Origin of the sequence: Verrucomicrobium spinosum DSM 4136 = JCM 18804 (genome assembly GCF_000172155.1) — a bacterium.
GTDB classification, from domain to species: Bacteria; Verrucomicrobiota; Verrucomicrobiia; order Verrucomicrobiales; family Verrucomicrobiaceae; genus Verrucomicrobium; species Verrucomicrobium spinosum.
Window position 1 is genome coordinate 4,126,626 of sequence record NZ_ABIZ01000001.1, and the last position, 22,097, is coordinate 4,148,722.

Annotated in this window: 14 protein-coding genes; 3 read left to right on the top strand and 11 right to left on the bottom strand. The window is 61.1% G+C overall.

Features of this window, described 5'->3' with window-relative positions; translation table 11 throughout:
• Nucleotides 1-14: 14 nt before the first annotated feature.
• Nucleotides 15-2,480, bottom strand: a complete 2,466-nt coding sequence (locus VSP_RS39585; RefSeq protein WP_009962102.1) for a CHASE domain-containing protein — start codon at nt 2,478-2,480, stop codon at nt 15-17.
• Nucleotides 2,481-2,614: 134 nt separating this feature from the next.
• Here VSP_RS39585 and VSP_RS16730 point away from each other — a divergent pair, with 134 nt between their 5' ends.
• Nucleotides 2,615-2,806 (top strand): hypothetical protein, encoded by a 192-nt coding sequence (locus tag VSP_RS16730; RefSeq protein ID WP_009962103.1) that lies wholly within the window; start codon nt 2,615-2,617, stop codon nt 2,804-2,806.
• Nucleotides 2,807-2,864: 58 nt separating this feature from the next.
• Here VSP_RS16730 and VSP_RS16735 read toward each other — a convergent pair whose 3' ends face one another.
• The 5 genes from VSP_RS16735 to VSP_RS43080 form a co-directional block, all read right to left on the bottom strand.
• A complete protein-coding gene (locus VSP_RS16735) occupies nt 2,865-4,316 on the bottom strand; it encodes a DUF1501 domain-containing protein (protein WP_232289488.1) in 1,452 nt (483 codons plus the stop codon).
• Nucleotides 4,317-4,331: 15 nt separating this feature from the next.
• Nucleotides 4,332-7,439, bottom strand: a complete 3,108-nt coding sequence (locus VSP_RS16740; protein ID WP_009962105.1) for a DUF1553 domain-containing protein — start codon at nt 7,437-7,439, stop codon at nt 4,332-4,334.
• Between the two features lie 76 nt (nt 7,440-7,515).
• Nucleotides 7,516-8,940 carry a DUF1501 domain-containing protein gene (locus VSP_RS16745; protein WP_009962106.1) on the bottom strand — a complete coding sequence of 475 codons (1,425 nt, stop codon included), beginning with the start codon at nt 8,938-8,940 and terminating at the stop codon, nt 7,516-7,518.
• Nucleotides 8,941-9,132: 192 nt separating this feature from the next.
• Nucleotides 9,133-12,252 (bottom strand): PSD1 and planctomycete cytochrome C domain-containing protein, encoded by a 3,120-nt coding sequence (locus VSP_RS16750; protein ID WP_009962108.1) that lies wholly within the window; start codon nt 12,250-12,252, stop codon nt 9,133-9,135.
• Between the two features lie 144 nt (nt 12,253-12,396).
• Complete coding sequence (locus VSP_RS43080) at nt 12,397-12,606, bottom strand: hypothetical protein (RefSeq protein WP_009962109.1); 210 nt, start codon at nt 12,604-12,606, stop codon at nt 12,397-12,399.
• Between the two features lie 120 nt (nt 12,607-12,726).
• Between VSP_RS43080 and VSP_RS16760 the strand changes: the two genes are divergently transcribed.
• Nucleotides 12,727-13,566, top strand: a complete 840-nt coding sequence (locus tag VSP_RS16760; RefSeq protein ID WP_009962110.1) for a helix-turn-helix domain-containing protein — start codon at nt 12,727-12,729, stop codon at nt 13,564-13,566.
• A 44-nt stretch (nt 13,567-13,610) separates the two neighbouring features.
• Nucleotides 13,611-14,000: a VOC family protein gene (locus VSP_RS16765; RefSeq protein WP_009962111.1), complete on the top strand. Its 390-nt coding sequence runs from the start codon at nt 13,611-13,613 to the stop codon at nt 13,998-14,000.
• A gap of 547 nt (nt 14,001-14,547) precedes the next feature.
• Here the strand turns inward: VSP_RS16765 and VSP_RS16770 are convergent.
• The 5 genes from VSP_RS16770 to hisB form a co-directional block, all read right to left on the bottom strand.
• Nucleotides 14,548-17,649 carry an efflux RND transporter permease subunit gene (locus tag VSP_RS16770; protein WP_009962113.1) on the bottom strand — a complete coding sequence of 1,034 codons (3,102 nt, stop codon included), beginning with the start codon at nt 17,647-17,649 and terminating at the stop codon, nt 14,548-14,550.
• A gap of 38 nt (nt 17,650-17,687) precedes the next feature.
• Nucleotides 17,688-18,818, bottom strand: a complete 1,131-nt coding sequence (locus VSP_RS16775) for an efflux RND transporter periplasmic adaptor subunit (RefSeq protein WP_009962114.1) — start codon at nt 18,816-18,818, stop codon at nt 17,688-17,690.
• A 26-nt stretch (nt 18,819-18,844) separates the two neighbouring features.
• The gene (locus VSP_RS35875) at nt 18,845-19,429 is read right to left on the bottom strand and encodes a TetR/AcrR family transcriptional regulator (RefSeq protein WP_009962115.1); all 585 of its coding nucleotides are present in this window, start codon (nt 19,427-19,429) and stop codon (nt 18,845-18,847) included.
• Between the two features lie 1,264 nt (nt 19,430-20,693).
• Nucleotides 20,694-21,320 carry an imidazole glycerol phosphate synthase subunit HisH gene (gene hisH, locus VSP_RS16785; protein WP_009962116.1) on the bottom strand — a complete coding sequence of 209 codons (627 nt, stop codon included), beginning with the start codon at nt 21,318-21,320 and terminating at the stop codon, nt 20,694-20,696.
• Nucleotides 21,321-21,381: 61 nt separating this feature from the next.
• Complete coding sequence (gene hisB, locus VSP_RS16790; RefSeq protein WP_009962117.1) at nt 21,382-21,978, bottom strand: imidazoleglycerol-phosphate dehydratase HisB; 597 nt, start codon at nt 21,976-21,978, stop codon at nt 21,382-21,384.
• Nucleotides 21,979-22,097: the final 119 nt, after the last annotated feature.

A 22,097-nucleotide genomic window follows, 5' to 3' on the forward strand; every position in this document is an offset into this window, starting at 1 on the left:
GCAGGTGAGTTCGATCAGGTGACGGGGATTTGCGCCACAATGCGTTGGATGGTCTTCATGTCATAGCTGGCCAGGAACCCCCGAAGGTGCTGTGCCAGCCGTTCTCCGGCAGGGCCCAGTTGTTCCAGTTCGACGAGGCATCCCTTGAGCACGGTGGCGCTGTGCAGCTCTGCGGCCATGGTGAGACGGGTGGCGAGCTCTTCGGGCAGGGATACTTGTCGAAGATCCACCGACTCCTCCCCGCTGGCGGGCCCCTCTGGCAAAGGCTCGTACTCGAACTTCACATCCAGCAGTGTCTCGATGCACCCGTAGATGCGCTCAGCGCGAAACGGCTTGGCCACGAAGTCATCGCACCCCGTTTTGAGATAAGCCTCCCGCTCATGAGCCAGGGCGGAGGCGGATGTCGCCACGATCTTGAGCCCCATGCTGCCAAACTCCTCGACCAGTCGTCGGGTGGCTTCGATGCCGTCCAGCTCGGGCATGCGCATATCCATGAAAACGATCTGCGGCCTCGAGACGCGCACGACTTCGATGGCCTGACGCCCGTTCTCGGCCAGGACTACCTCGCAACCCACCAGTGTCAGCAGCGTCGCCAGCACCTCGCGATTCTCAGCGATGTCATCGACCACCAGGGCCCGCAGCTTGTAGCCTGCGGCCAGATGCAGGACTCGCGGCACTGTGGTCCGACCATTGCCAGACCTTGCCGCCGCCGTCTGAGGCAAGGCCAGCGTCGCACTGAAACAGGATCCCCGCCCCACTTCTGAACGGACATTGAGGCTGCCGCCCATGATCTCCATCTGCTTGCGGGCGATGGCGAGCCCCAACCCTGTACCTCCGGGAATGGTGGTCGGGCCGCCCTGCTGGAACGGCTCAAAGATCCTTTCCTGCAGCTCCTCGCTGATGCCGGTGCCGGTGTCCTCCACCTCAAAGCGCCAAACGTCCGCATCCCCCGGCAGAACCCGGAGCGTCACCCGCCCCCGAGCCGTGAACTTCACCGCATTGGCCAGCAGATTGATCAAGACCTGGCGCAACTTGCCCTCATCCCCTCTCACCATGATGGGATGGTCTGGCACAGGCAGCTCCAGACGCAGGCCCAGTTGTTTCTCCTCGCACCGCTGCTGGAACATGCCCTCCAGATCCCGGAGGGTGGCGGTGAGATCAAACTCGGAGAGCGAGAGCTCCATGCGGCCGGCGTCGATCTTCGAGAGATCCAGAATCTCGTTGATCAGGTGAAGCAGATGATCTCCACTGTGCAGGATAGTGGCCACCGCGTCACGATGGAAAGGGTGCAAGGTGGGTTCACGTGCAAGGATCTGGGAGTAGCCCAGAATGGCGTTCATGGGCGTGCGGATCTCGTGGCTCATGTTGGCCAGGAACTCAGACTTCGCCTGGTTGGCCGCCTCAGCCGCCGCCTCGGCCGCCTTCCGGATCGCCACCTCGTTGAGCAGGACGGCATTCGACTCCCGAATCTCCGCTGCACGGCGGGCCAATGACCACAGGTGCCCAGCCAGCAAGAAGGAAATAAGACTGCCCGCGCCCAGAGCCACCCACGGCATGCCATCGGTGCGAAAGCGGGAGAAGCCTGGAGCGGGTTCAAAAAGCAGGGCCCAGCGGCGCCCGGCCACATCCAAGGTCGTTTCCCATATCGGTGCCCCCTTCAGACGCGTTCCTTCCTGCCGATGGATCAACTGGCCGTCCGCAAGATCCCGCACGGTCAGGAGGATCTCCCGCTTGCTGGCATGTCGCAAAGACATCTCCACCATGTCCCCGATGCGGAACACCGCAGTGGCAAACCCCTGGAGCAGCAGGCGCCGCTCTTCCACCGTGGACGCCTGCCCGCGGTAGAGGGGCTCAAAGACGAGAAAACCCCGCTGAGATCCCGTCTCCTGTGCGAGGCGGATGGGGGCCGTAGCAGTCGCGGTGCCGGTGTCCCGCGCCTGCTCCAGTGCCGACCGGCGGGTGGGTTCGGACCCCACATCGAAACCCAGTGCCTGAGCGTTGCGTTGCAGGCTCTCCAGATAGAATACCGGAAAGTACTCGTCCCTAAGCTGGGCCGGGCCCATGTGTCCTTCGGATTTTTCCTCGGTGAAATGGAAGTTGGGGAAGCCCTCACGTCGAGCTCGGGCCTCCCAGGCCTCCCGATCACCACCTGCCACACGGGGATCCCATGCCAGAGCCTGCAGCTCCGGCTGCCGGGCCAGCGCCTCATTCACAAAGTCCCGGAACTCGGTGCGTGTCACCTCCCCACCCCTGGCCACATACAGGGCCACCATGGCGTGCAGCACCTCCATGGAGCGCAGCACCTGACCCCGGAGCAGCTCTGCCCGATCCTGGCCAAGTCTCCGCACCTCCTCCTCCCAGGCCCGATGATTCCCCTTCCAGAGCAGTCCACTCACCCAGACCGTCAAAGCCAACCCCAGACTGAGCACGGCCAGCGCTGAGGCCTTGGCAGTCAGTTGAGGTTGAGGCGGTTTGGGCATCTTGTACGGAGGTCTAGCCTTCCCAAAAGAAGCATCACCCGTGCCATTTTTAGGGGCATCCCGGGGTGAGTCCCGGAGCCCCCCCTACCGCCAAAGCGCCAGGGAGAGACGATCTCCCACTAAACCGCACCACCATGAAAGTCACCCCACCCTCCTCACAAGGCTTCGTGAATAGCGACGCCGAAGGCAAACACGAGAAACTTCAGAAGAGCAATGTTGCTCGAGAGAATGACGAACTTGCCGACGTGGATAAATCAGATCCTGCGCCGCTGCACCGCAAGGAAGACTTGTCGCAGGGGGATGAAGGAGTCGATGATCCTCAGTGAAGTTTTCAGCCAGGCACGGTGACCCTTGGAAGGCTCCAGGGAAATACTGAAAACCGCTCTACGCCATCATCCCTTTGACCAAGTGCCCGTGCACATCGGTCAGCCGGTAGCGACGACCTTGGAACTTGTAGGTCAGCTTTTCGTGATCGATGCCGAGCAGATGCAGAAGTGACGCGTGGAAGTCGTGGATGTGCACACCGTCTTTGACCACGTTGTACCCGAACTCGCACGTCTCGCCATAGGTGGTGCCAGCATTGACGCCTGCACCGGCCATCCAGACGCTGAAGCAGCGGGGATGGTGATCGCGGCCAAAGTTGGGCTGTATCTTCCCCTGACAGTAGTTGGTGCGGCCAAACTCTCCGCCCCATACCACGAGGGTGTCATCCAGCAGACCGCGTTGCTTGAGATCCTTCACCAGCGCAGCCGCGGGCTGGTCGGTCTCCTGGCACAGCTTGGGCAACGCGCCAGGCAAGCCACCGTGGTGGTCCCAGTCCTGGTGGTAGAGCTGGATGAAGCGCACGCCTTTCTCCGCCAGGCGACGTGCTTGCAGACAGTTTGCAGCGAAGGTGCCTGGCGTCTTCACATCGGGCCCGTAGGAATCCAGCACATGCTTGGGTTCACCGGAGGTGTCGGTGACCTCGGGAATGCTCGACTGCATCCGGTAAGCCATTTCATAGTGGGAGATCCGGTTCTGAATCTCTACGTCCGGCGTCAGCTCGAGCTGGTGTTCGTGAAGCTCCATCAAGCGGTCCAGCATGCGCCTGCGGCCCGCGTCCGTGATGCCTGCAGGATTGTTCAGATACAGCACAGGATCTTCGGCTGCACGGAAGAGCACCCCCTGATGTTTGGTCGGCAGGAAACCGCTGCCCCAGAGGTGCGCGCCTAGAGGCTGCCCGCCCTTCCCCTTCGTGATCAGCACCACAAACGAGGGCAGATTCGCATTGTCCTGCCCAAGACCATAGCTCAGCCACGCACCCATGCTGGGACGGCCGGCAATCTGTGAACCCGTCTGGAGGAAGGTCACGCCCGGGCCGTGGTTGATCGCTTCCGTGTAGAGGGATCGAACCACGCAAATGTCTCCAGCGATGCTGGCCGTGTGCGGGAGGAGCTCACTCATCCAGGTGCCGGACGGACCATGCTGCTGGAACGTGAACGGCGAACCCACCAGGGGAATGGACGACTGATTGCCAGACATGCCGGTCAGACGCTGTCCTCCGCGCACTGAGTCTGGCAACTGTTCGCCGTGCCGTTGATTTAGCAGAGGTTTGTAGTCCAGCAGATCCAGCTGGGACGGCCCACCGGACATGAAGAGATAGATGATCCGCTTCGCCTTGGGGGCCAGGTGAGGGGCACCCAACACCCCACCCGTCTCTGCCATGGCCCCCGACGCACTCTGCTGGGTCGCGAGCATCTCAGCAAGCGCCACCCCGCCCAGCCCCATGCCAAAGCGATTGAGGAACTGCCGTCGCGTGGGCAATCCTGTGGGAGGCATATCGAGGGTCGGGATCATGGCAGTTACAGAGTCTTATCGCTTCACCACGCACACGTCATGGTTCAGGAGCATTTGCGCCAGGACCGTGGCGGCAGCCGCCTCCGGATCGGGAATAGAGGTGTCTTTTGCCGCAGCGCCAGCAACCAGGAGTTGAGCCGCCAGTTCAGGTTGTTTCCGGTATTCGTCCAGCTCCTCCCGGTAGAGTCGCGCGCAGATCTCCCGCTCCCGGGCATCGGGCTTGCGCCCCAGGCAGCTCATGAAGCCGGCCTCCACCATCCCCTCGACGCTTCCGCCCTGCTCTCTGTACAACTTAGCTCCCAACATCCGGGCGGCTTCCACATACTGCGTACCGTTCAGCAGAATAAGGGCTTGCAGCGGAGAATCGGTCCTCTCACGTTTGGCGGAACATACCGCCCGACGCGGGGCATCGAAGGCAATCATGGCGGGTGGCGGACTGGTGCGACGCCATGTGGTGTACAGACTGCGACGATACACCCCCTGCCCTGCTGAGGGTTTAACGGGCTTGAAAGCCTCTTCCATTTCGTAGGGATTCACCGGGGGACCGCCCACCTGTGGAGCAAGCAGGCCGCTCGTAAACAAGGCGTTGTCACGAATCATCTCCGCTGGCAGCCGGAAGCGAGGTCCGCGTGCCAGCCACTGGTTGTCTGGATCGTCCGTCATGACCTCCAGGCTGCCGATGCTCCGCTGACGGTAGGTGCGGGACATGACTATCGTCTTCATCAGATCTTTCACATCCCACCCTGTCTGCATAAAATGCCATGACAGACCGTCCAGCAGTTCAGGGTACAACGGGCGCTCGCCCTGGCTCCCGAAATCCTCAGAGGTCTTCACGAGCCCCCGGCCGAACAGCCCCTGCCACAAGCGGTTCACGGTAACTCTCGCCAGCAGTGGATTTTCCCGACTGGTCAGCCACCGGGCCAAACCCAGGCGGTTCTTGGGCAGACCTGCGGGAATCGGAGGCAGGGCTTCGGGCGTGTTGGCAGTGACTTCGTCCCGACGCTGGGTGTATTCTCCCCGGAAAAGGACGTAAGCCTTCTTCGGCTCAGGGAGCTCCTTCATCACCATGATCTCCTTGGTCCCATCTTGCAGATCGTAGAACTCGGCCCGCGCCGCCTGTAACGCAGCCAGATGCTGGCTCCAGGCATCATCCGCGGTCGCAAGAAAATACTCCCGCCAGAGCGTCTCATTCTGAAGTTCCTTCCTGGGAGTCTCCGGATCGAAGATGGACAGCGCTTCCAAGGCCGTCACCTGGCGGTTGAAAATCCGGACCTCATCGACCGCCCCACCCTTGAAGCCGCGATCACGGAAGCGTTCCCCGAGCGAGATGTTGTCGTGACCGCCCCCCGTGATGCCCTTTGTCAACGCGTCGCGAATCACTTCCACCTCGGCAAGCTTGCCGTTGACATAGAGCTTGAGACCCGCCGCCGTACTGGAGCCGTCGTTGGTCACGGTCACATGTGTCCATTGCTCCAGGGGCACCTCCGACTTAGACCGCACAGAGGCAGCATTTCCAGGCCAGAAATGAATGAGAGACCACTTGAGCCGCCCTTCTTCGATCAGCAGTTCATACCCCCGGCTTGCAGCATCGGTGGAAGCCTTGGAACGATGCAGCACCACCGCCCGCTCTTTGCGGTCTGGTGTCCTCAACCACAGAGAAATGCTAAATGGCTCGTGTCGGTTGTAGTTCCCCAGACCCAGATCCATGGAATCGTCTCCGGTGAACCTGAGCGCCTTCCCATGACGTCCGTCAGTCAGCGCATTGGCTCCTTTAACCACAGCCGGCATCTTTTCATCCAGGGCGTTGGGAGATTTGTCCCCTTCCAGACTGTCGAGGTCATAGCGCGCCGCTTCTCCTTTGACGGGCACAGTGCCCGCCTGGAACTGCCACCAGTTCTGGAACCCATTTTCCAGGCTTGATGCCAGATGAGCCCCCTCTTCCTTTAGTCCACCCACTTTGCGCTGAGCTGCATTCAAGCGCTCCTTGGTCGAGCCGTTTACCAGCGCCAAGGTGGGTGTGGGCTGCGACGGGGTAAAGAAGGAGTACAGCCCTGCTTCATCAATGTTCTGGAAGAAAGCAAACAGTGAGTAATAGTCCTTGTGGGTGATGGGATCGTACTTGTGATCGTGACAGCGGGCGCACTCCATCGTGAGGCCCAGGAACGCGGTGGAGAAGGTTTGAATGCGGTCCGCGACGTACTCCACCCGGTACTCCTCTTCCACACTGCCACCTTCTGACTCCTGCTGATGCAGGCGGTTGAAGGCGGTGGCCAGAATCTGTTCGTCAGTCGCCTGGGGCAGCAAGTCTCCGGCTATCTGCCAGGTGACAAATTGATCAAAGGGCAGGTTTTCATTGTACGACTTGATCACCCAGTCCCGCCACGGCCAGACCTCCCGCTCCCGATCCACCTGGAAGCCATAGCTGTCCGCATAGCGCGCGACGTCCAGCCAGTCCACTGCCATGCGCTCCCCATAGTGAGGAGACTGTAGCAGTCGATCCACCAGCCGTTCATAGGCATCCGGTGCCGGGTCCTTCACGAATGCCTCCACATCCGCCGAACTCGGCGGCAAACCTGTAAGGTCAAAGCTCACCCTGCGGATCAGTGTTTCACGGGGTGCTTCTGGCTGCAGTTGCAGATTCCTGCCCGCAAGACCATCTGTCACCACCGCATCAATGGCGGAGGCACCACTTTGGCCAAGCTTGGACAACTGTTCACCCTTGATCGGCACGAAGGACCAGTGCGCTTCGTATTCTGCGCCCTCCTCAATCCAACGCTTCAACAGGGCGCGATCCGCGTCGCTCAGATGGCGGTTACTTTTGGGCGGAGGCATGGCGTCGTCGGCATCATGCGTGAAGATACGCTCCATGAGCGTCCCCTTCGAAGCATCTCCTGGGATGATGGCTCCCTCTTTGAGCGCGTCTTCCCTCTTGTCCAGCCTCAGCCCAGCCTCACGCGTGGCGGAATCGGGTCCGTGGCAGTAGAAGCAGTTCTCACTAAGCAGCGGACGGATGTCACGATTGAACTGCACTTTCGCCGGAGCCGCCGTTATAACGCCAGCTCCAACCATCAGTGGCAGGATCTGGAGCAGCAACTTTTTCACGAGTATGACCGTTCTCTGCATGGCGTCAGTAACAGGTGTCAATGGCACGGCACTGCTCAGTTAGGACATGTGATCTTGGTTTTCATGTCTTCCTGGGCTACAACACGATGCCTTTGACCACACTCCCAGCGACCCCTGTCAGGCGCATGTCAAGCCCTTGGAACTTCACGGTCATCCGTTTGTGATCAATGCCCAGTTGGTGTAACATCGTGGCATGGAGATCGTGCACGGGCACGACGTTCTCCACAGCCCGGTAGCCAAGCTCATCCGTCGCACCATAAGTGCCCGGCCTCACTCCGCCGCCCGCCATGGCGACGCTGAACGCAAGAATGTGATGGTCACGACCCGACCCCTGCCCCATGGGCGTGCGGCCGAACTCTCCACCCCACAAGACGAGCGTGTCGTCCAATAGTCCGCGTTGTTTGAGATCCTTGATCAAGGCTGCGCTGGCCTGATCCACATCTTTGGCCGCGCTCTTCATGCCGTCCACTATGCCGCCATGATGATCCCACGCGCGGTGGTAGAGCTGGATCATCCGCACACCCCGCTCAGCCATGCGGCGCGCCAGCAGGCAGTTGCTCGCAAATGAACCATCCCCTGGTTCCTTGATCCCGTACATGTCCAGCACCTCCTGCGCCTCGCTTTTCATATCCGTGAGTTCAGGCACGGAGGTCTGCATGCGAAAGGCCATCTCATACTGCGCAATGCGGGTCTGAATCTCCGGGTCCACCCGCTGCTCTCCCAGCAGTCCGTTCATGCGCTGGATCTCTTCCACCACCTGCCGCTGGGTGCTCTGGCAGACACCTTCCGGACTCCCCAGATAGTGGACCGCATTCCCCTTGGAATTAAACAGGATGCCTTGAAATTTGCTCGCAAGAAAGCCGCTGGACCATTGGCGGGCGGAGATGGGCTGCTGCCCGGACTTCCCTGCAGAGGTCAAGACCACGAACCCTGGGAGCTCCTCGGTCTCGCAGCCCAAACCATACAGCAGCCACGAGCCCATGCTCGGCCGCCCCTTGATGATGGAGCCGCTGTTCATGAACGCATGCGCCGTGTCATGATTGATCTGCTCCGTCTGCATGGAACGGATGATGCACAACTCATCCGCCACTCCAGCCATGTGGGGAAAGAGATCCGAGATCTCATTGCCCGTCTGTCCGTGTTTGGTGAAGTTGCAGAACGCTCCCCTCGCCTTCAGTTCCGCCCCTTGGAGCTGGGCGAGTTGCTGCCCTTTGGTGAAGGATTCAGGAAATGGCTTGCCATCCAGATCCTTCAGAACCGGCTTCCAATCAAATGTCTCCAGATGCGAAGGACCTCCCGCCATGCAGAGATGGATGACGCGACGAGCCTTGACGGGCGTGTGCGGCTTGAGCACCGCTCCGCGCCAGCGTTCTGATGACGAGCCCGCATAAGATTGCTCCAACAAGCCAGCGAGTGCCATGCCGCCCAGTCCATACGCGGACTGCTGAAGAAAGGCGCGACGCTGGAGAAGAGGCGCAGGGTGATAGGATGGCGAGGACATGGGGGGGAAATATCAAAAATTCAAACGCCAAACTGTGTTGGCAGGGGCACGTCATGGAGAAAGAGCTCCAGCCGCCTAAAGGCGGAACTCCAACCCTCTCCGTTCCAACAGCAGGGTTGGAGTTCCGCCTTTAGGCGGCTCAGTACATCAAGGGAATTGAGCATTGAATACTCTGCGGTCATCGTGGCAAGATCAATACCGAGTAATAGTCTCTTGGAGATTCAGCACCACACGCGCGACCGAAGTCCACGCGGCCAACTCTACGGGATCCAATTCCGCGACCGCAGGCGAAATCCCCGCCTTCACCACTTTCGCCGCATCTTCCGGAGCAGCCTCGAACTGCTCCCGTTGTGAATTAAGGAAATAAGTCAACGAAGACCGTTCGGGTGCATTGAGCGGTCTGCCGGCAGCCAGTTCCATCGCGGCATTGAGCCGGGCGTCATCACCCGCAACACCCAGCTTCAGCAGGCGCTCCGCAAACACCCGGGCGGCTTCGACGAAGGTGGGATCGTTCAACAAGGTCAGCGCCTGTTGCGGGGTATTCGACAGGGTGCGGTTGGCTGTGCACTCGTCGCGCATGGGCGCATCGAAGTTGGCCAGCATCGGGTGCAGGAACGTACGCTGCCAGTGCATGTACACACCTCGACGCCATTGGCGATCATCCGTTTCTGCCACATACTTCCGGTCTGGGAACTGGAGGTTCTCATAGTACCCCTCCGGCTGATAGGGCTTCACGCTGGGACCGCCCAGCTCAAGATTCAGGCGACCCGCGATGAAGAGCGCATTGTCACGCACGAACTCCGCATCAAGACGGCGCGGATTCTGAGAAGCCAGCAAGCGGTTGTTGGGATCGATGTCCTTTAACTCTGGACGCAGACTGGAGCTCTGGCGGTAGGTGTGGGAGAGCACCATCAGGCGTATGAGGTGTTTCACGTTCCAGCCGCTGTCACGGAACTCTGAGGCGAGCCAATCGAGCAGTTCAGGATGGCTGGGAGGCTCCCCTTGGGCACCCAGGTCGTCCACAACGATCGAGAGACCGTTGCCAAAGAACTGCTTCCAAAGGCGGTTTGCGAAGGCCCGGGGCGTGAGTGGATTGTCCTGTGAACAGAGCCACCTGGCCAGGTCAAGCCGTGTCGCGCGGGGCTGCCCTGCGCCCGCCCGGAAAGAGGCAGGTAGAAATTCCGGCACCGCGGGCAGGGTCACCTCCCCAGTCTCATCCATCCAGTTTCCGCGCGGCAGCACTTTCACCGTCAAGGGTGGCATGGCTTGAGTGACCATCGTCCACGTTTTGCCCTCACGACACTCCAGCCATTGGCTGAAAAACTGGCGATACTCTGCCATCGCGGCAACCGGCTCAATGGGAGCGGAACGCAAAAAGGTTTCGGCCAGCCGGGCCGGGATATCCGGCGACGCGAGGTCATCCTTCATTGATGCCAACGCTCCCGGGGTATTGGGTTTCACAGGGGCGAAGGGCGAAACCTGCACCCGGCAACTGGCTGCACTGTTGGCATCCAGCTTCACCACCAACGTGTCCCCTTCCTTGAGAGACACGGGTCTCTCAAGCTGCCACACGGACTGCTGTGGGGCGTTCCATCGGAGGGAGGCCGTCTTCCAGCCGTCCTTGAGGTTCAAGACCTGCACGGTGCTGCTGTAGCGGGGATCTTGGAAATCGGCGTCCGCATAAGCGACCACCAGGCCTTGCTCTTTCTCGGTGCCCTGCCTTTTCACTGCGACAGACACCTTGACCATCGTGCTCCCCTCACCCCCATTTCGCAAGATGGAGCCCCCTGCCCCATGGGGGCGCAGTTGCACCCGCACCGCCGCCACGCTCATGGCCCCCGGGCTTAGTTCAATGCGGGAGTTGTCTGCTGCTTTTGAACTGGCAGTGATCCATCCCTCCGCATCCACCAGCGGTGCCGGCACTGTTTTCTTCGGCTCAGCAGGGCTAGCCGCAGGCTTTTTCCCCACTGGAGCGGCGGTGACACTCACGATGGGTTGGGCAGCCAGCCAGCCGTCGTTGTGTTCATTCAGGAACTTCGCTGCCGCCGTCCGCCAGGTCTGAAATGCCTGCTGGACGGCTGTTTGTTTCAGCTCCCCGGCTGCGAGCGCCAGCATGCGCTTCCTCAGCGATTCGCTGCGCTGCTTCAGATAGGGGCTTGTGACCTCAATCTCAGGAGGAAAGGGATACTCATTGTTCCAGCCTTTGAGCTCGGGATTGGGGGAATAACCATAGTCCGAATAAACGCCCCACTGCTTCACGTCCGCAAAAAAGGCCTGCATGGCGTAGAAGTCCTTTGCTGTAAAGGGATCGAACTTGTGGTCATGGCACTCACTGCACCCCAGCGTGGCCCCCATCCAGGCACCGCCGACTGTTCTCACACGTTCTGCGCCGTATTTGCTCAGGTACTCCTTGGGCTGGGCACCCCCCTCACGAGTCACCATGTTCAATCGGTTGAAGCCGGTCGCCACCAACTGCTCCTTCGTCGGCTCCGGCAACAGATCTCCTGCCAGCTGCTCGATGGTGAACTGGTCAAAGCGCTTGTTTTGGTTGAACGCGTCGATGACATAGTCCCGATACGGGAAGATCCGTTGATTCTGGTCACCGTGATAGCCCACCGTGTCGGTGAATCTGGCCACATCCAGCCACCATACGGCCATGCGCTCGCCATAGTGAGGCGATCTGAGCAGCCGCTCCACCTCCCGGGCGTAGGCATCAGGAGCTGCGTCCTTCACGAAGGCCTCCAGTTCCTCCGGGGTCGGCGGCAGCCCCGTCAGGTCCAGACTCAACCTGCGCAACAGCGTGCGCCGGTCCGCCTCCGCAGAGGGTTGGATCTGCCTGGCAGACAGCCCGGCTTGAATGAAGGCATCAACAGCCTTCTCCCCGGCAGGTTGGGCATCTGCCCCGGGCACGGGAGGCCGCACCAGCGGGGTGTAGGCCCAGTGTGCTTCGTAAACCGCGCCCTCGGCCACCCATTGCTTGAAGATCGCCTTTTGCTCGGGGGTCAGCTCCTTGTGAGCCTCCTCTGGCGGCATGAGGTCGTCATGATCAGTGGTGAAGATTCGCTTGATGATTTCACTCTTGTCCGGCTCGCCAGGCAGGATGGGAAGGGCTCCGCTTTTCCCCGGCTTGAGCGCCTCTTCACGGATATCCAGCCGCAGGCCCCCTTTGCGGGAGCTCTTATCAGGTCCATGACAGTGGAAGCACGTGTCCGACATGATGGGACGAATGTCCCGGTTGAACTTCACCTTTCCCTCGCCTTGCGCGTTGGCGGTGACCAGCAGGAGCAGGAGGATGGGCGGGATGAACTTCATGGACAAAGATGCAGACGCTGAATCACAGCAATCAGAAACGTCGCGGCATCTGGCACTCTGTCCTGTACCTTTGCATGTCCTATTTGACTCTGCGTGCGGGCGAATCGTTGCACGCCATCCCGGCTAGGAAAAAGAGGTCTGCCTCTAGGATGTGCCGCGAGGGACGATCCGCCCCCGCTGAAACTCCCGACGGCAATAGATGTGCGACTCCCCAAAGCTTCTGGGCACGATCTCCAGCCCCTCCTGCAGCAACTCCTGACGGGCGGCCGAGCCGCGTGGAGGCACCGCCGACGCCACCCACTTGACCGGCTCAAACGAGGGCCATCCCTTGTCTGACTCGCCGGGCTGGGACATCGCGTTCACACAGGCGATACGTTCCTCCCCGGTTCTGCGGTCGGGGGGCAATTCGGGAACCTCTGCTCTTGCATTCTCACGGGGCAGGCCGTCCCTTCTGGCACCTGTCTCAGCCGCGTCATGAAGCTCGTCTGCCATACTCCGCGCCCGCCCCTCTCCCAGTGGGTGGAGCTGATCTGGCACCACGAGTGCGCCCACCTGCCTTTTTCGTTGGAGAAGTTGATGCCCACGGGAAGGGTGGACCTGATCATCAATCTGAATGATGAAGCCCTGCGCATTCATGATCCGAAAGATGTCCGCCAGATTGAGCACTACCGTGGCCCTCTGCTCTCCGGCGTGCAGGGATCTTTCTCGGTCATCGATGCAAGCCAGCAGACCCAGATCATGGGAGTGGCCTTCAAGCCCGGTGGTGCATATGTTCTGCCAGGGTTGGCAGTCGCTGAGATCAGTGACACCCATCTCAGTGCTGGCGATGTGTGGGGGCATCAGGCCCAGCTTTGGGGGGAGCAGTTGGCGGGATTACCCGATGCCTGGAGCCGTGTGAATGCGCTGGAACGCGCCCTGATCAAAGTGATCGCCCGGGGAAGGCTACGGGAAATGCACGCCTCCGTGCAGATGGCGCTGCAGGAGATTCAGCATCGCCCCGCTACAGCCAGCGTGCGGCAGCTGGCAGAGCAGGTCCGCCTCAGCCAGCGGCGGTTTATTGAGCTCTTCACCCGTCAGGTGGGCATCACACCCAAGCTCTACAGTCGCATCCAGCGCTTTCAACGCACGCTCAAGCAGGTGCATGCCCGGAGCCAGGTGGACTGGTGCGAACTCGCCTTCGATGCGGGCTACTCTGACCAGTCCCATCTTATCCGGGACTTTCAGAAATTCAGCGGTCTCTCTCCCACCCAGTATCGGACGCTCCGCACAGAGCACCCCAATCACGTAGTGCTCACTGACAGCACCCAAGGGTAAATTTTCTCCAATACGCCAGGGGTGCTACCGGGTAAGTTCGAAACATGAGCACACCCTACCGTCCCGAAGGTTTTTCGGCCATCACCCCCTATCTGATCGCACCTGACGCCGCCCGTCTTATCCAGTTCCTCGTCGAGGCGTTCGACGCCAAGGAGAAGATTCTGGTCCATGACGATGCTGGGAAGGTGCGGCACGCAGGATTTCAGATCGGCGACTCCCACATCGAACTTGCTGACGGTAATCCCCAATGGAAGCCGATGGCGGCGGGACTCCACCTCTACGTCCAAGATACTGACGCCGCCTATCTGAAGGCAATCGCAGCGGGCGGCACCTCACTCTATGAGCCCACAGACATGCACTATGGAGAGAGGAGCGGCGGTGTCATGGATCCCGCAGGCAATCACTGGTACATCGCGACATTGCTACCCTCCTGAGAGCACTCGCGTAAAGGACTTGCGCCCCGGCGATGAGGCTGCGGCATATTCACAGCCCTGGGCGGGCACGTATTGGCCATGCGCAGTCTATGCGCCACCATTAAATTCCACTGAGTCGCGTGGAAGGAGTCGCTGAAAGCCCTCCGCAGCCGCCCTCTCCGATGGCTCCCGCGTCCGATCTCACTGCACGCGTTTTGGGGTGGCCACCGAGGAACCGACTCCAACCCAGTCCGCAGCCGATCCCCAGCGGGGATCTCTACCACAGCCCAGCGGTTGGACAAGCCCTAGGCGAGTCAACCCTGGGGACCGTCCAAGGAGGGGGCTCAGGTGCGAAGACCGACAGCATCTACTTCCTCCCTACCGCGATCAACACCTCCACGTCAGGCGGATGCGATTTCACACGCTGACTGACGTTCCCGGCAAGATGCCGGAAACAGCACGCAAGATGAGTGCGCTCCCCTCGCATCTGCGCCGCGCACTCACCCAAACAAAAAAGCCGGGCATCGTATCACGACACCCGGCTTTCGCATTCACACGCACTGCTACTTCACGCGGCGCTCGGCGCAGGCAGCAGCGCGGGAGTCGCCTCCCCTGCCCCTTCTTCCTCATCACCCGCCGTCACTGGCTTGTGCTGCTCGGCAATCAGGGAATAGAACACCGGCACGACGAAAAGCGTGAACAGGGTGCCCACGATCATCCCGGTCACCAGCACAATCCCAATGCTGTTGCGAGCTTCCGCACCGGGCCCGGTGACCAGGACCAGCGGGAAGTGACCGAACACGGTGGCCGCTGAGGTCATCAGCACGGGACGCAGACGGGTCATCGAGGCCTCGCGCAGCGCGGCCGCCTTCTCCAGCCCTTGCAGCTGCAATTCATTGGCGAACTGCACGATCAGGATCCCGTTCTTGGCGATCAATCCCACCAGCGTGATCAACCCGACCTGCGAGTAGATGTTGATGGTGGTAAAGCCGAGGAAGGTGAAGATCAATGCCCCGGAGATGGCCAGCGGCACAGACCCCACCAACACGATCAAGGGATCGCGGAAACTGCGAAACTGCGCTGCCAGCACGAGATAGATCAGCACCACAGCAAAGCCCAGCGTGACGGTCAGAGCAGAACCCTCCTTGCGGATCTGGCGGGACTCCCCGGCATAGTCCAGAGTCACGCCGGGACCCGCCGCGGCTTTCGCGGCATCTTCCAACACCCGCAGTGCTTTTTCCTTGGTCACTCCCGGTTGCACTCCGGCAAAGATCTTCACCGCGTTGCGTTGTTGAAAGCGGTTCAGCGTCCGCGGCGCGGTGTGGGCCTCGATGCTCGTGAAGGTGGACACCGGCACCAGGTCCCCTTCAGGCGTCTTCACCTTCAGATCCAGAAGCGGCCCCACCGTGGCGCGGTCACTGTCGCCGATCTGCGGGATGACCTTGTAGCTGCGGTCAAAGTAGTTGAACCGGTTCACATACGCCCCGCCCAGCAGGGTGCCCAGCTCCTGCCCTACCCCGGCCAGATCCAGCCCCAGGTCTGCCAGCTTCTCGCGATCAATCATGACGCGGGCCTCCGGACGGTCGATCTTCAGATCCGTGTCCACATAGAGGAAATTACCACTCTGGTAGCCGGCGGCGATGACGGCGGATGCGGTCTCCAGAAGCTGCTCCACCGGGGCGTGCGTTTGCAGGACGAGCTCGACATCATATTGACCCGGCGTCGGCAGCGGCGGATCCAGCCGCGGGAAGACCCGCAGCCCGGGCACCTGGGAGACAGCCCCATAAACCTCGCCGTACATCTCGGCCGTGGAGCGGCCGCGACTCTTCCAATCCTTGGCCACCATGCCGCCGAAGCCACCCCAGCCGGCCGTGAGCGACCACATGTACTCCGCCTCGTGGAAGGCGGTAATGGCGTCCACCAGTCGGAGCGATTCACGGTTGGCAGATTCTATTGTTGAATCAGGAGGCGTATCCAGGAAGAGGCTGATGTGGCTCTGATCTTCCACCGGGGCGAGCTCCTTCTCCGAGAACATGTAGAACGGCCAGGCGGCAAACATCACCATCACCGCCACCAGCACAATGGCCCAGCGGATCTGCAGGGCTCCGTCCAGCATCACGCCATAGGCACGGCGCACGCGCTCGAAGATGCGATTCACCAGACGCGTCAGCCAACTCTCTCTACCTTGCGGATGCACGAACTTGGAGCTCATCATGGGGGACAGGGTGATGGCCACGAACCCTGATACCACCACCGCTGCCGCGAGGGTGATGGCGAACTCCAGAAACAGCGAACCCGTCAGACCGCCCTGGAAACCAATCGGCGCATAGACGACGGCCAGCGTGATGGTCATGGCAATGATCGGCCCCACCAGCTCACGTGCCCCAATGAGGGCCGCCTGCGTTCGAGACTTGCCCGCATGAACGTGACGTTCCACGTTCTCCACCACGACGATGGCGTCATCCACCACCAGACCCACCGCCAGCACGATGGCCAGAATGGTCAGGAGGTTGAGGCTGAAACCACAGGCCAGCATGATGGCTGCCGCGCCAATGAGTGAGATGGGCATGGCGATGAGCGGCACCAGGGCCGTGCGAAGGGATCCCATGAAGAGAAACACGGCCAGGCCCACGATGAGCACCGTCTCCACGAGGGTCTTGCTGATCTCCTTGAGCGCGGACCGCATGAACATCGTGCCGTCCCAGACGAGGCTCATCTCGATGTCCTTGGGCAGCGTGGGCCGAATGCGGGCCATCTCCTCCTCCAAGTTCTTTGCCACATCGATTTCATTGGAGCCAATCAGCGGCCACACCCCCAGGTACACGCCCTCTTTCTTGTCATGTTTGGCAATCAGGTCTGGATCCTCTGCCCCCAGTTCCACATTGGCGACATCGCTCAGACGGACGAGTGCGCCCTCACGATCTGCGACGATGAGGTTGGCAAACTCATCCTTGGAGCGCAGGTCCGTGTTGGCCAGCAGATTGATCTCCACCAGATTGCCTTTGGTGCGCCCCACGGCAGCCAGGTAGTTGTTGCGGCGCAGCGCCGCGTGCACATCCCCGGGAGAAAGGTTCAACGCGGCCAGACGATCCGGGTCAATCCAGATGCGCATGGCGATCTGGCGGCCCCCTTCGATCGTGACACGCTGCACTCCGGGAAGGGTGGCCAGTTGCGGCTGTAGGCTGCGTGTGAGCCAGTCGGTTACCGCAGGCACAGAGCGCTCACTGGAGCTGAAGCTCAGGTAGAACGTCGCATAGGGCCGGTCCGCCCGTTGCACCTCCACCACGGGAGGTTCTGCCTCTGGTGGCAGCTCAGTGCGCACCTGTTGAAGCCGGGCTGTGACTTCAGCGAGCGCCGCCGTGATGTTGTGGTTCAACTTCAGGTGCACAGTCACGGTGCTGATGCCCGCACGACTGGTGGAGTCCACGTAATCCACGCCCCCAATCTGCGAGACGACCCGCTCGATGGGTGTGGTCAGGAAGCCTCTGGCCGTCTCCGCACTCGCCCCATAGTAGAGGGTGGTGATGATGATGGAGGAGCTTTCAATCTTGGGGTACTGCTGGACTGGCAGGGAGCTGATCGACTTCCAGCCGACCAGGACGATGGCCAGGTTGACCACGATGGCCAACACTGGGTGTTTGATGAAGATGTCTGTGAAAGATGAGCGCATGCGAACGGGGCATTTCTGCGGTTGGGAATGACGGGTGTTTAGTCAGCCTTGTCGCTGGCCATGGTGGTGACGGGAGCCTGGGGCTGGTCTTTGGCCTCGGCCACGAGCACTGCCTCACGTAGTTTGAAGGAACCGGAGGCCGCGACTTCTTCACCCGGCTTCAGGCCGGATTCGATGAGCACCTCGTCAGCCTGCACGGCACCGCTCTGCACGATGCGCTGATGAGCCCGGCGGGCACCGCTGGCATCTGCGGCGATCACGAAGACATGGTCTCCTTCCGGCCCGCGGCGCAGGGCGCTCACCGGCACGCTTACCACCTTCCGCATCGGACCCACCGGGACGCGAACGCGTACGGATGCGCCAGGGCTGGGTGCCTGGGTGGCGTCCTCGATCTTGGCGCGCACTCCGGCATTGCGGGTCTTGGGATCCACTCGGGAATCAAGCGCCACGATCTTGGCCAGAACGGGCGCAGAATCCAGGGTGGCAAGCACCTCCACAGTCTCCCCTTCCTTAAGCGTTCCTGCCACGGCCTGCGTGACGGTAAAGTCCACATGCACCGCACCATCCACGCCCTGCAATGTGGTCAGCACGGTCCCTTCCTCCAGGTACTGGCCAGGATGCACATCCGCGAGCCCTACTCTGGCCCGGAAGGGAGCCAGGATGGTTTTGCGAGCCATCACTGCCTTCGTGCGGGCGGTCTGGGCGAGTGCAACATCCCGTTCTGCCCTGGCGCGATCCAGCTCCATCTCCGGGGTGGCACGGTTCTCCGCCAGTTTTTCCATGCGCTTGAGCGTGGTTTCGGCGAGCGCAGCCTGGGCTTCTTGCGCCCTGAGTTCTGCCTCCTCCACCGACACATCCAGGGCGACCAGCACGGTTCCAGCCTCAACAATCTGTCCGGGCTTGAGGGCAGCGCGCTCCACGGTGCCGGCGATTTCGTTGCGCAACGTGATGGAGCGCATGGCCAGGACAGTGCCGATCGAGGTGGTGACTCTGCGATGCTCCCGCTCCTTGGCGGCAGCGACGATCACCGTCTCCATCGGCTCCGGCTGATTGGCCGCCTCTGCCGCCGACTTCTTCAGTTCCGAACGTTTCCAGGCAGCCAGGGCAAGCCCTCCTGAGGCCACTGCCGCGATCAAGATAAAGGCTCCGATCCAACGAATGATTTTCATGGTGTGAAGGTGTGTAAGAGGGATTTTTAGGCGGTGGCTTGCGCTGCGGATTTGAGGGCGTCGTTGAGCGTCAGTTCCAGAGCACCCCGCATGCGATCCAGGTCTCCCTGGTTGACGGGACGCAATCGCAAGACCCAGTAGAACCACAGACCGTCCATGGCCGTGGTCACTGACTCTGCGACGCCAGGAGGCAGGCCGTCCTGCTCCACGTAGTGGTAGAACTCGGTGTACGCCTCCCTCATCGGCTCAATGAGGGCAGGATTGTGAGCCAGCGCGGCAAACACGGAGCCGAAGGCGCGACGCAGCGCCTCTGTCCAAGTCTGGGCATCTGTGAAACAACTCTTGAGCAGCCCCCGGGTCATGCGACCTGGGCCTTCCGGCTCATTGTCGTAAGCGGCCTTGAAGTAGTCCCGCCAGCGATTTGCCGTGCGTTTGACCATGCCCTCGATGAGCTGGTCTTTGGTTGTGAAGTAGTGGAGCACTCCCCCTTTGCTGACCCTGGCCTCTGCAGCCACGGCGTCAAAGGTGAGTCGCGCCACCCCATCCCGGGCGGCGATGGTTTCGGCGGCGTCGAGCAAGGTATCTTTGATGACAGGATTGGGGCGGGACATAAGGAAATGGAAGCGGCAGACCGTCTGGACGGTTTGCTTTAGATCTGGGCTGGGAGATGAAATGAAAATCTAAGGATCTCGTCGTTTCTGTGACGAACCAGCTAGGCCGGATTTGACATTTCCGGCAAAAATCTTCCGCTCTTGGCGGCAACGGCCTTATCGGGTGCAGTCGCTGGGAGCACAGGCCGAATCGTTGTGTTCATCGTCGAGAGAGGGGGTTGGGGCTTTCCGAACTGCCAGCCTGTGGACTCCATTGGAAATGGAGTTTACGCCACCGCTTGGGAGAGCGGCAGATCGCTGCTGGATGAATTCTGTAGAGCGAATACGGCAATCCCCACTTGGCAGATGCGCGGGAACTGAGATTTTTTTGCTGCCCTACAGCGTCAATAACCGATTAAAATCGGAACAGTGATCCTGGGAAGTAGCCTGTTCCAGCGTCCTGCGCGTGGAGTACCAGGGTCTGTTGAAACTTGATGAGATCGTCGAGAAGGCGAGGCCCTCAGACGCTTCAGCTAGTGCTCCTCACGTCAACAGCTACAGGGGCGCTGGGTGGTGGGGGATCAAACACCTGCGGGTTGGTGGAGAGGCGTGAGCCATCAGGGTGGGTGCGGATACAGAAGGTGTTCCAGGACTCCTTCTGCCGTGAGGCCGCCAGAGTCGGTCGTAGTTGTCGACGTGAGGAGGCACTGGCTTATCGGTATGCGATGTTTTCCCGGGGAGTGCGGCCAACTGCCCAAGGGTGGATTGATGGCCGCAGGGCGCGGTAGAATCAAACGCCCGAGAATCTACTTCCCGATGAGGGCGTCAGGGGCGGGTTGGTTGTGCGAAGGTCTTTGGGGGTTCTGTTCCCGACCCCGGATTCAACCACCTCGGGGTCTGTAGGGCGACCGCTCCGGTTGCCTCAGTCAGGGGTGGCGCGTGGCAAGCGGGGCGCTTGCCCTACAGGGCGTCAGGGGCGGGTTGGGTGTGCGAAGGTCTTTGGGTGCTCTGTTCCCGCCCCCGGATTCAACCACCCCGGGGTCTGTAGGGCGACCGCTTCGGTTGCCTCCTCAGGGGTGGCGCGTGGCAAGCGGGGCGCTTGCCCTCCAAGGTGTCAGGGGCGGGTTGGGTGTGCGAAGGTCTTTGGGTGCTCTGTTCCCGCCCCGGATTCAACCACCCCGGGGTCTGTAGGGCGACCGCTTCGGTTGCCTCAGTCAGAGCCACACGCGGCAAGCGGGGCGCTGGCCCTACAGGCTCCGGTGGAGACACCCGTCCCGCGCTGCCGTCACCCCTGCTTGGCCAAGTGGTCCACGGAGTTCTTCAACAGCGTCAGGCCCGCACGCTGGCTCTTTTCCGGGTGGAATTGCACGGCGATGACACGATCCGTCACGATGCCGCTGGCAAACTCGCCGGCGTAGTCGGTGAAACAACCTGCGAGATTGCGGTCAGCGGGCTGTGGGTAATAGGAGTGCACAAAATAGAACACCTCCTGATTGCCGAGGCCTTTCCAGGCGGGATGGGCCGAGTCAGCAAACCGGGCAGTGTTCCAGCCCATGTGGGGAACTTTGATGCCGGGCAGGGTCGGGAAGCGAGGCACGGTGCCCTGGTATTTAGCGAGGCCTTCGACCTCGGGGTTCTCCTCGCCCCGCTCAAACAGCAACTGATAGCCGAGACAGATGCCGAGATAAGGACGATCCTGCGCGAGCCATTCCTTCAACGGCTGCCACAGGCCCGTTTCCTTGAGCTGGCGCACAGAGTCCCCAAAGGCTCCCTGGCCGGGAAAAACCAGCAGGTCCAGGGAGTCGAACTGATCAGGCTGTGTGATGAGGGTGGCGTGCTGGTCGATGGCTTTGAACGCGTTGATCACACTGCGCAAATTGCCACCGCCGTAGTCGAGGATGCCGAGTTTCAAGGAATGAGCTGATTGGGGACAAAAACTGAAGTGGTACTGACGAACTCAGAAATGCCCTGCTTTAGAGCATCTCTTTCGTGGAAGGTACGCCTGTCACACGCGGATCGTGACGGGTGGCCTGATCCATCGCACGGGCCAGCCCTTTGAAGAGCGCCTCGGCCATGTGGTGGGCGTCTTTGCCGTACTGGATTTCCATATGGAGCGTGGAGAGCAGGGCGCTGGAGAATCCTCTCATGAACTCCTCCACCAGCTGGAAGTGGAAGCCGATGCCGATGGTGTCCACCCGCTCAGGAGCGCGGAAGACCAACAGCGGGCGGCCGCTCAGGTCCGTGGCAACCTGGGCCAGCGTTTCGTCCATGGGCAGGAGGCACCAGCCGTATCGGGTGATGCCCTTTTTGTCTCCGAGTGCTTCCTTGAAAGCGTTCCCCAGCACGATGCCGGTGTCTTCCACGGTGTGATGGTAATCCACCTCGATGTCCCCCACGGCGTCCACGGTCAGGTCGAAGAGCCCGTGCTTCGCAAACAAGGTCAGCATGTGATCAAGGAACGGAACCCCGGTCTTGATGCTGGAGACTCCCGCTCCATCCACGTTGAGGGTCAACCGGATGTCGGTTTCGGCGGTCTTGCGGTGTTGCTGGGAGGTGCGTGTTGCGCTCATGAAATGGATTCCCAATAACCGCCACGTGGGCGCGGGAGTCAACTCTCACCTCCCGAGGTGCCGGGACAGAAAAAGCCCGCTGGCCGGGTCTCGGCACAGCGGGCTTGAATGAGTATCGC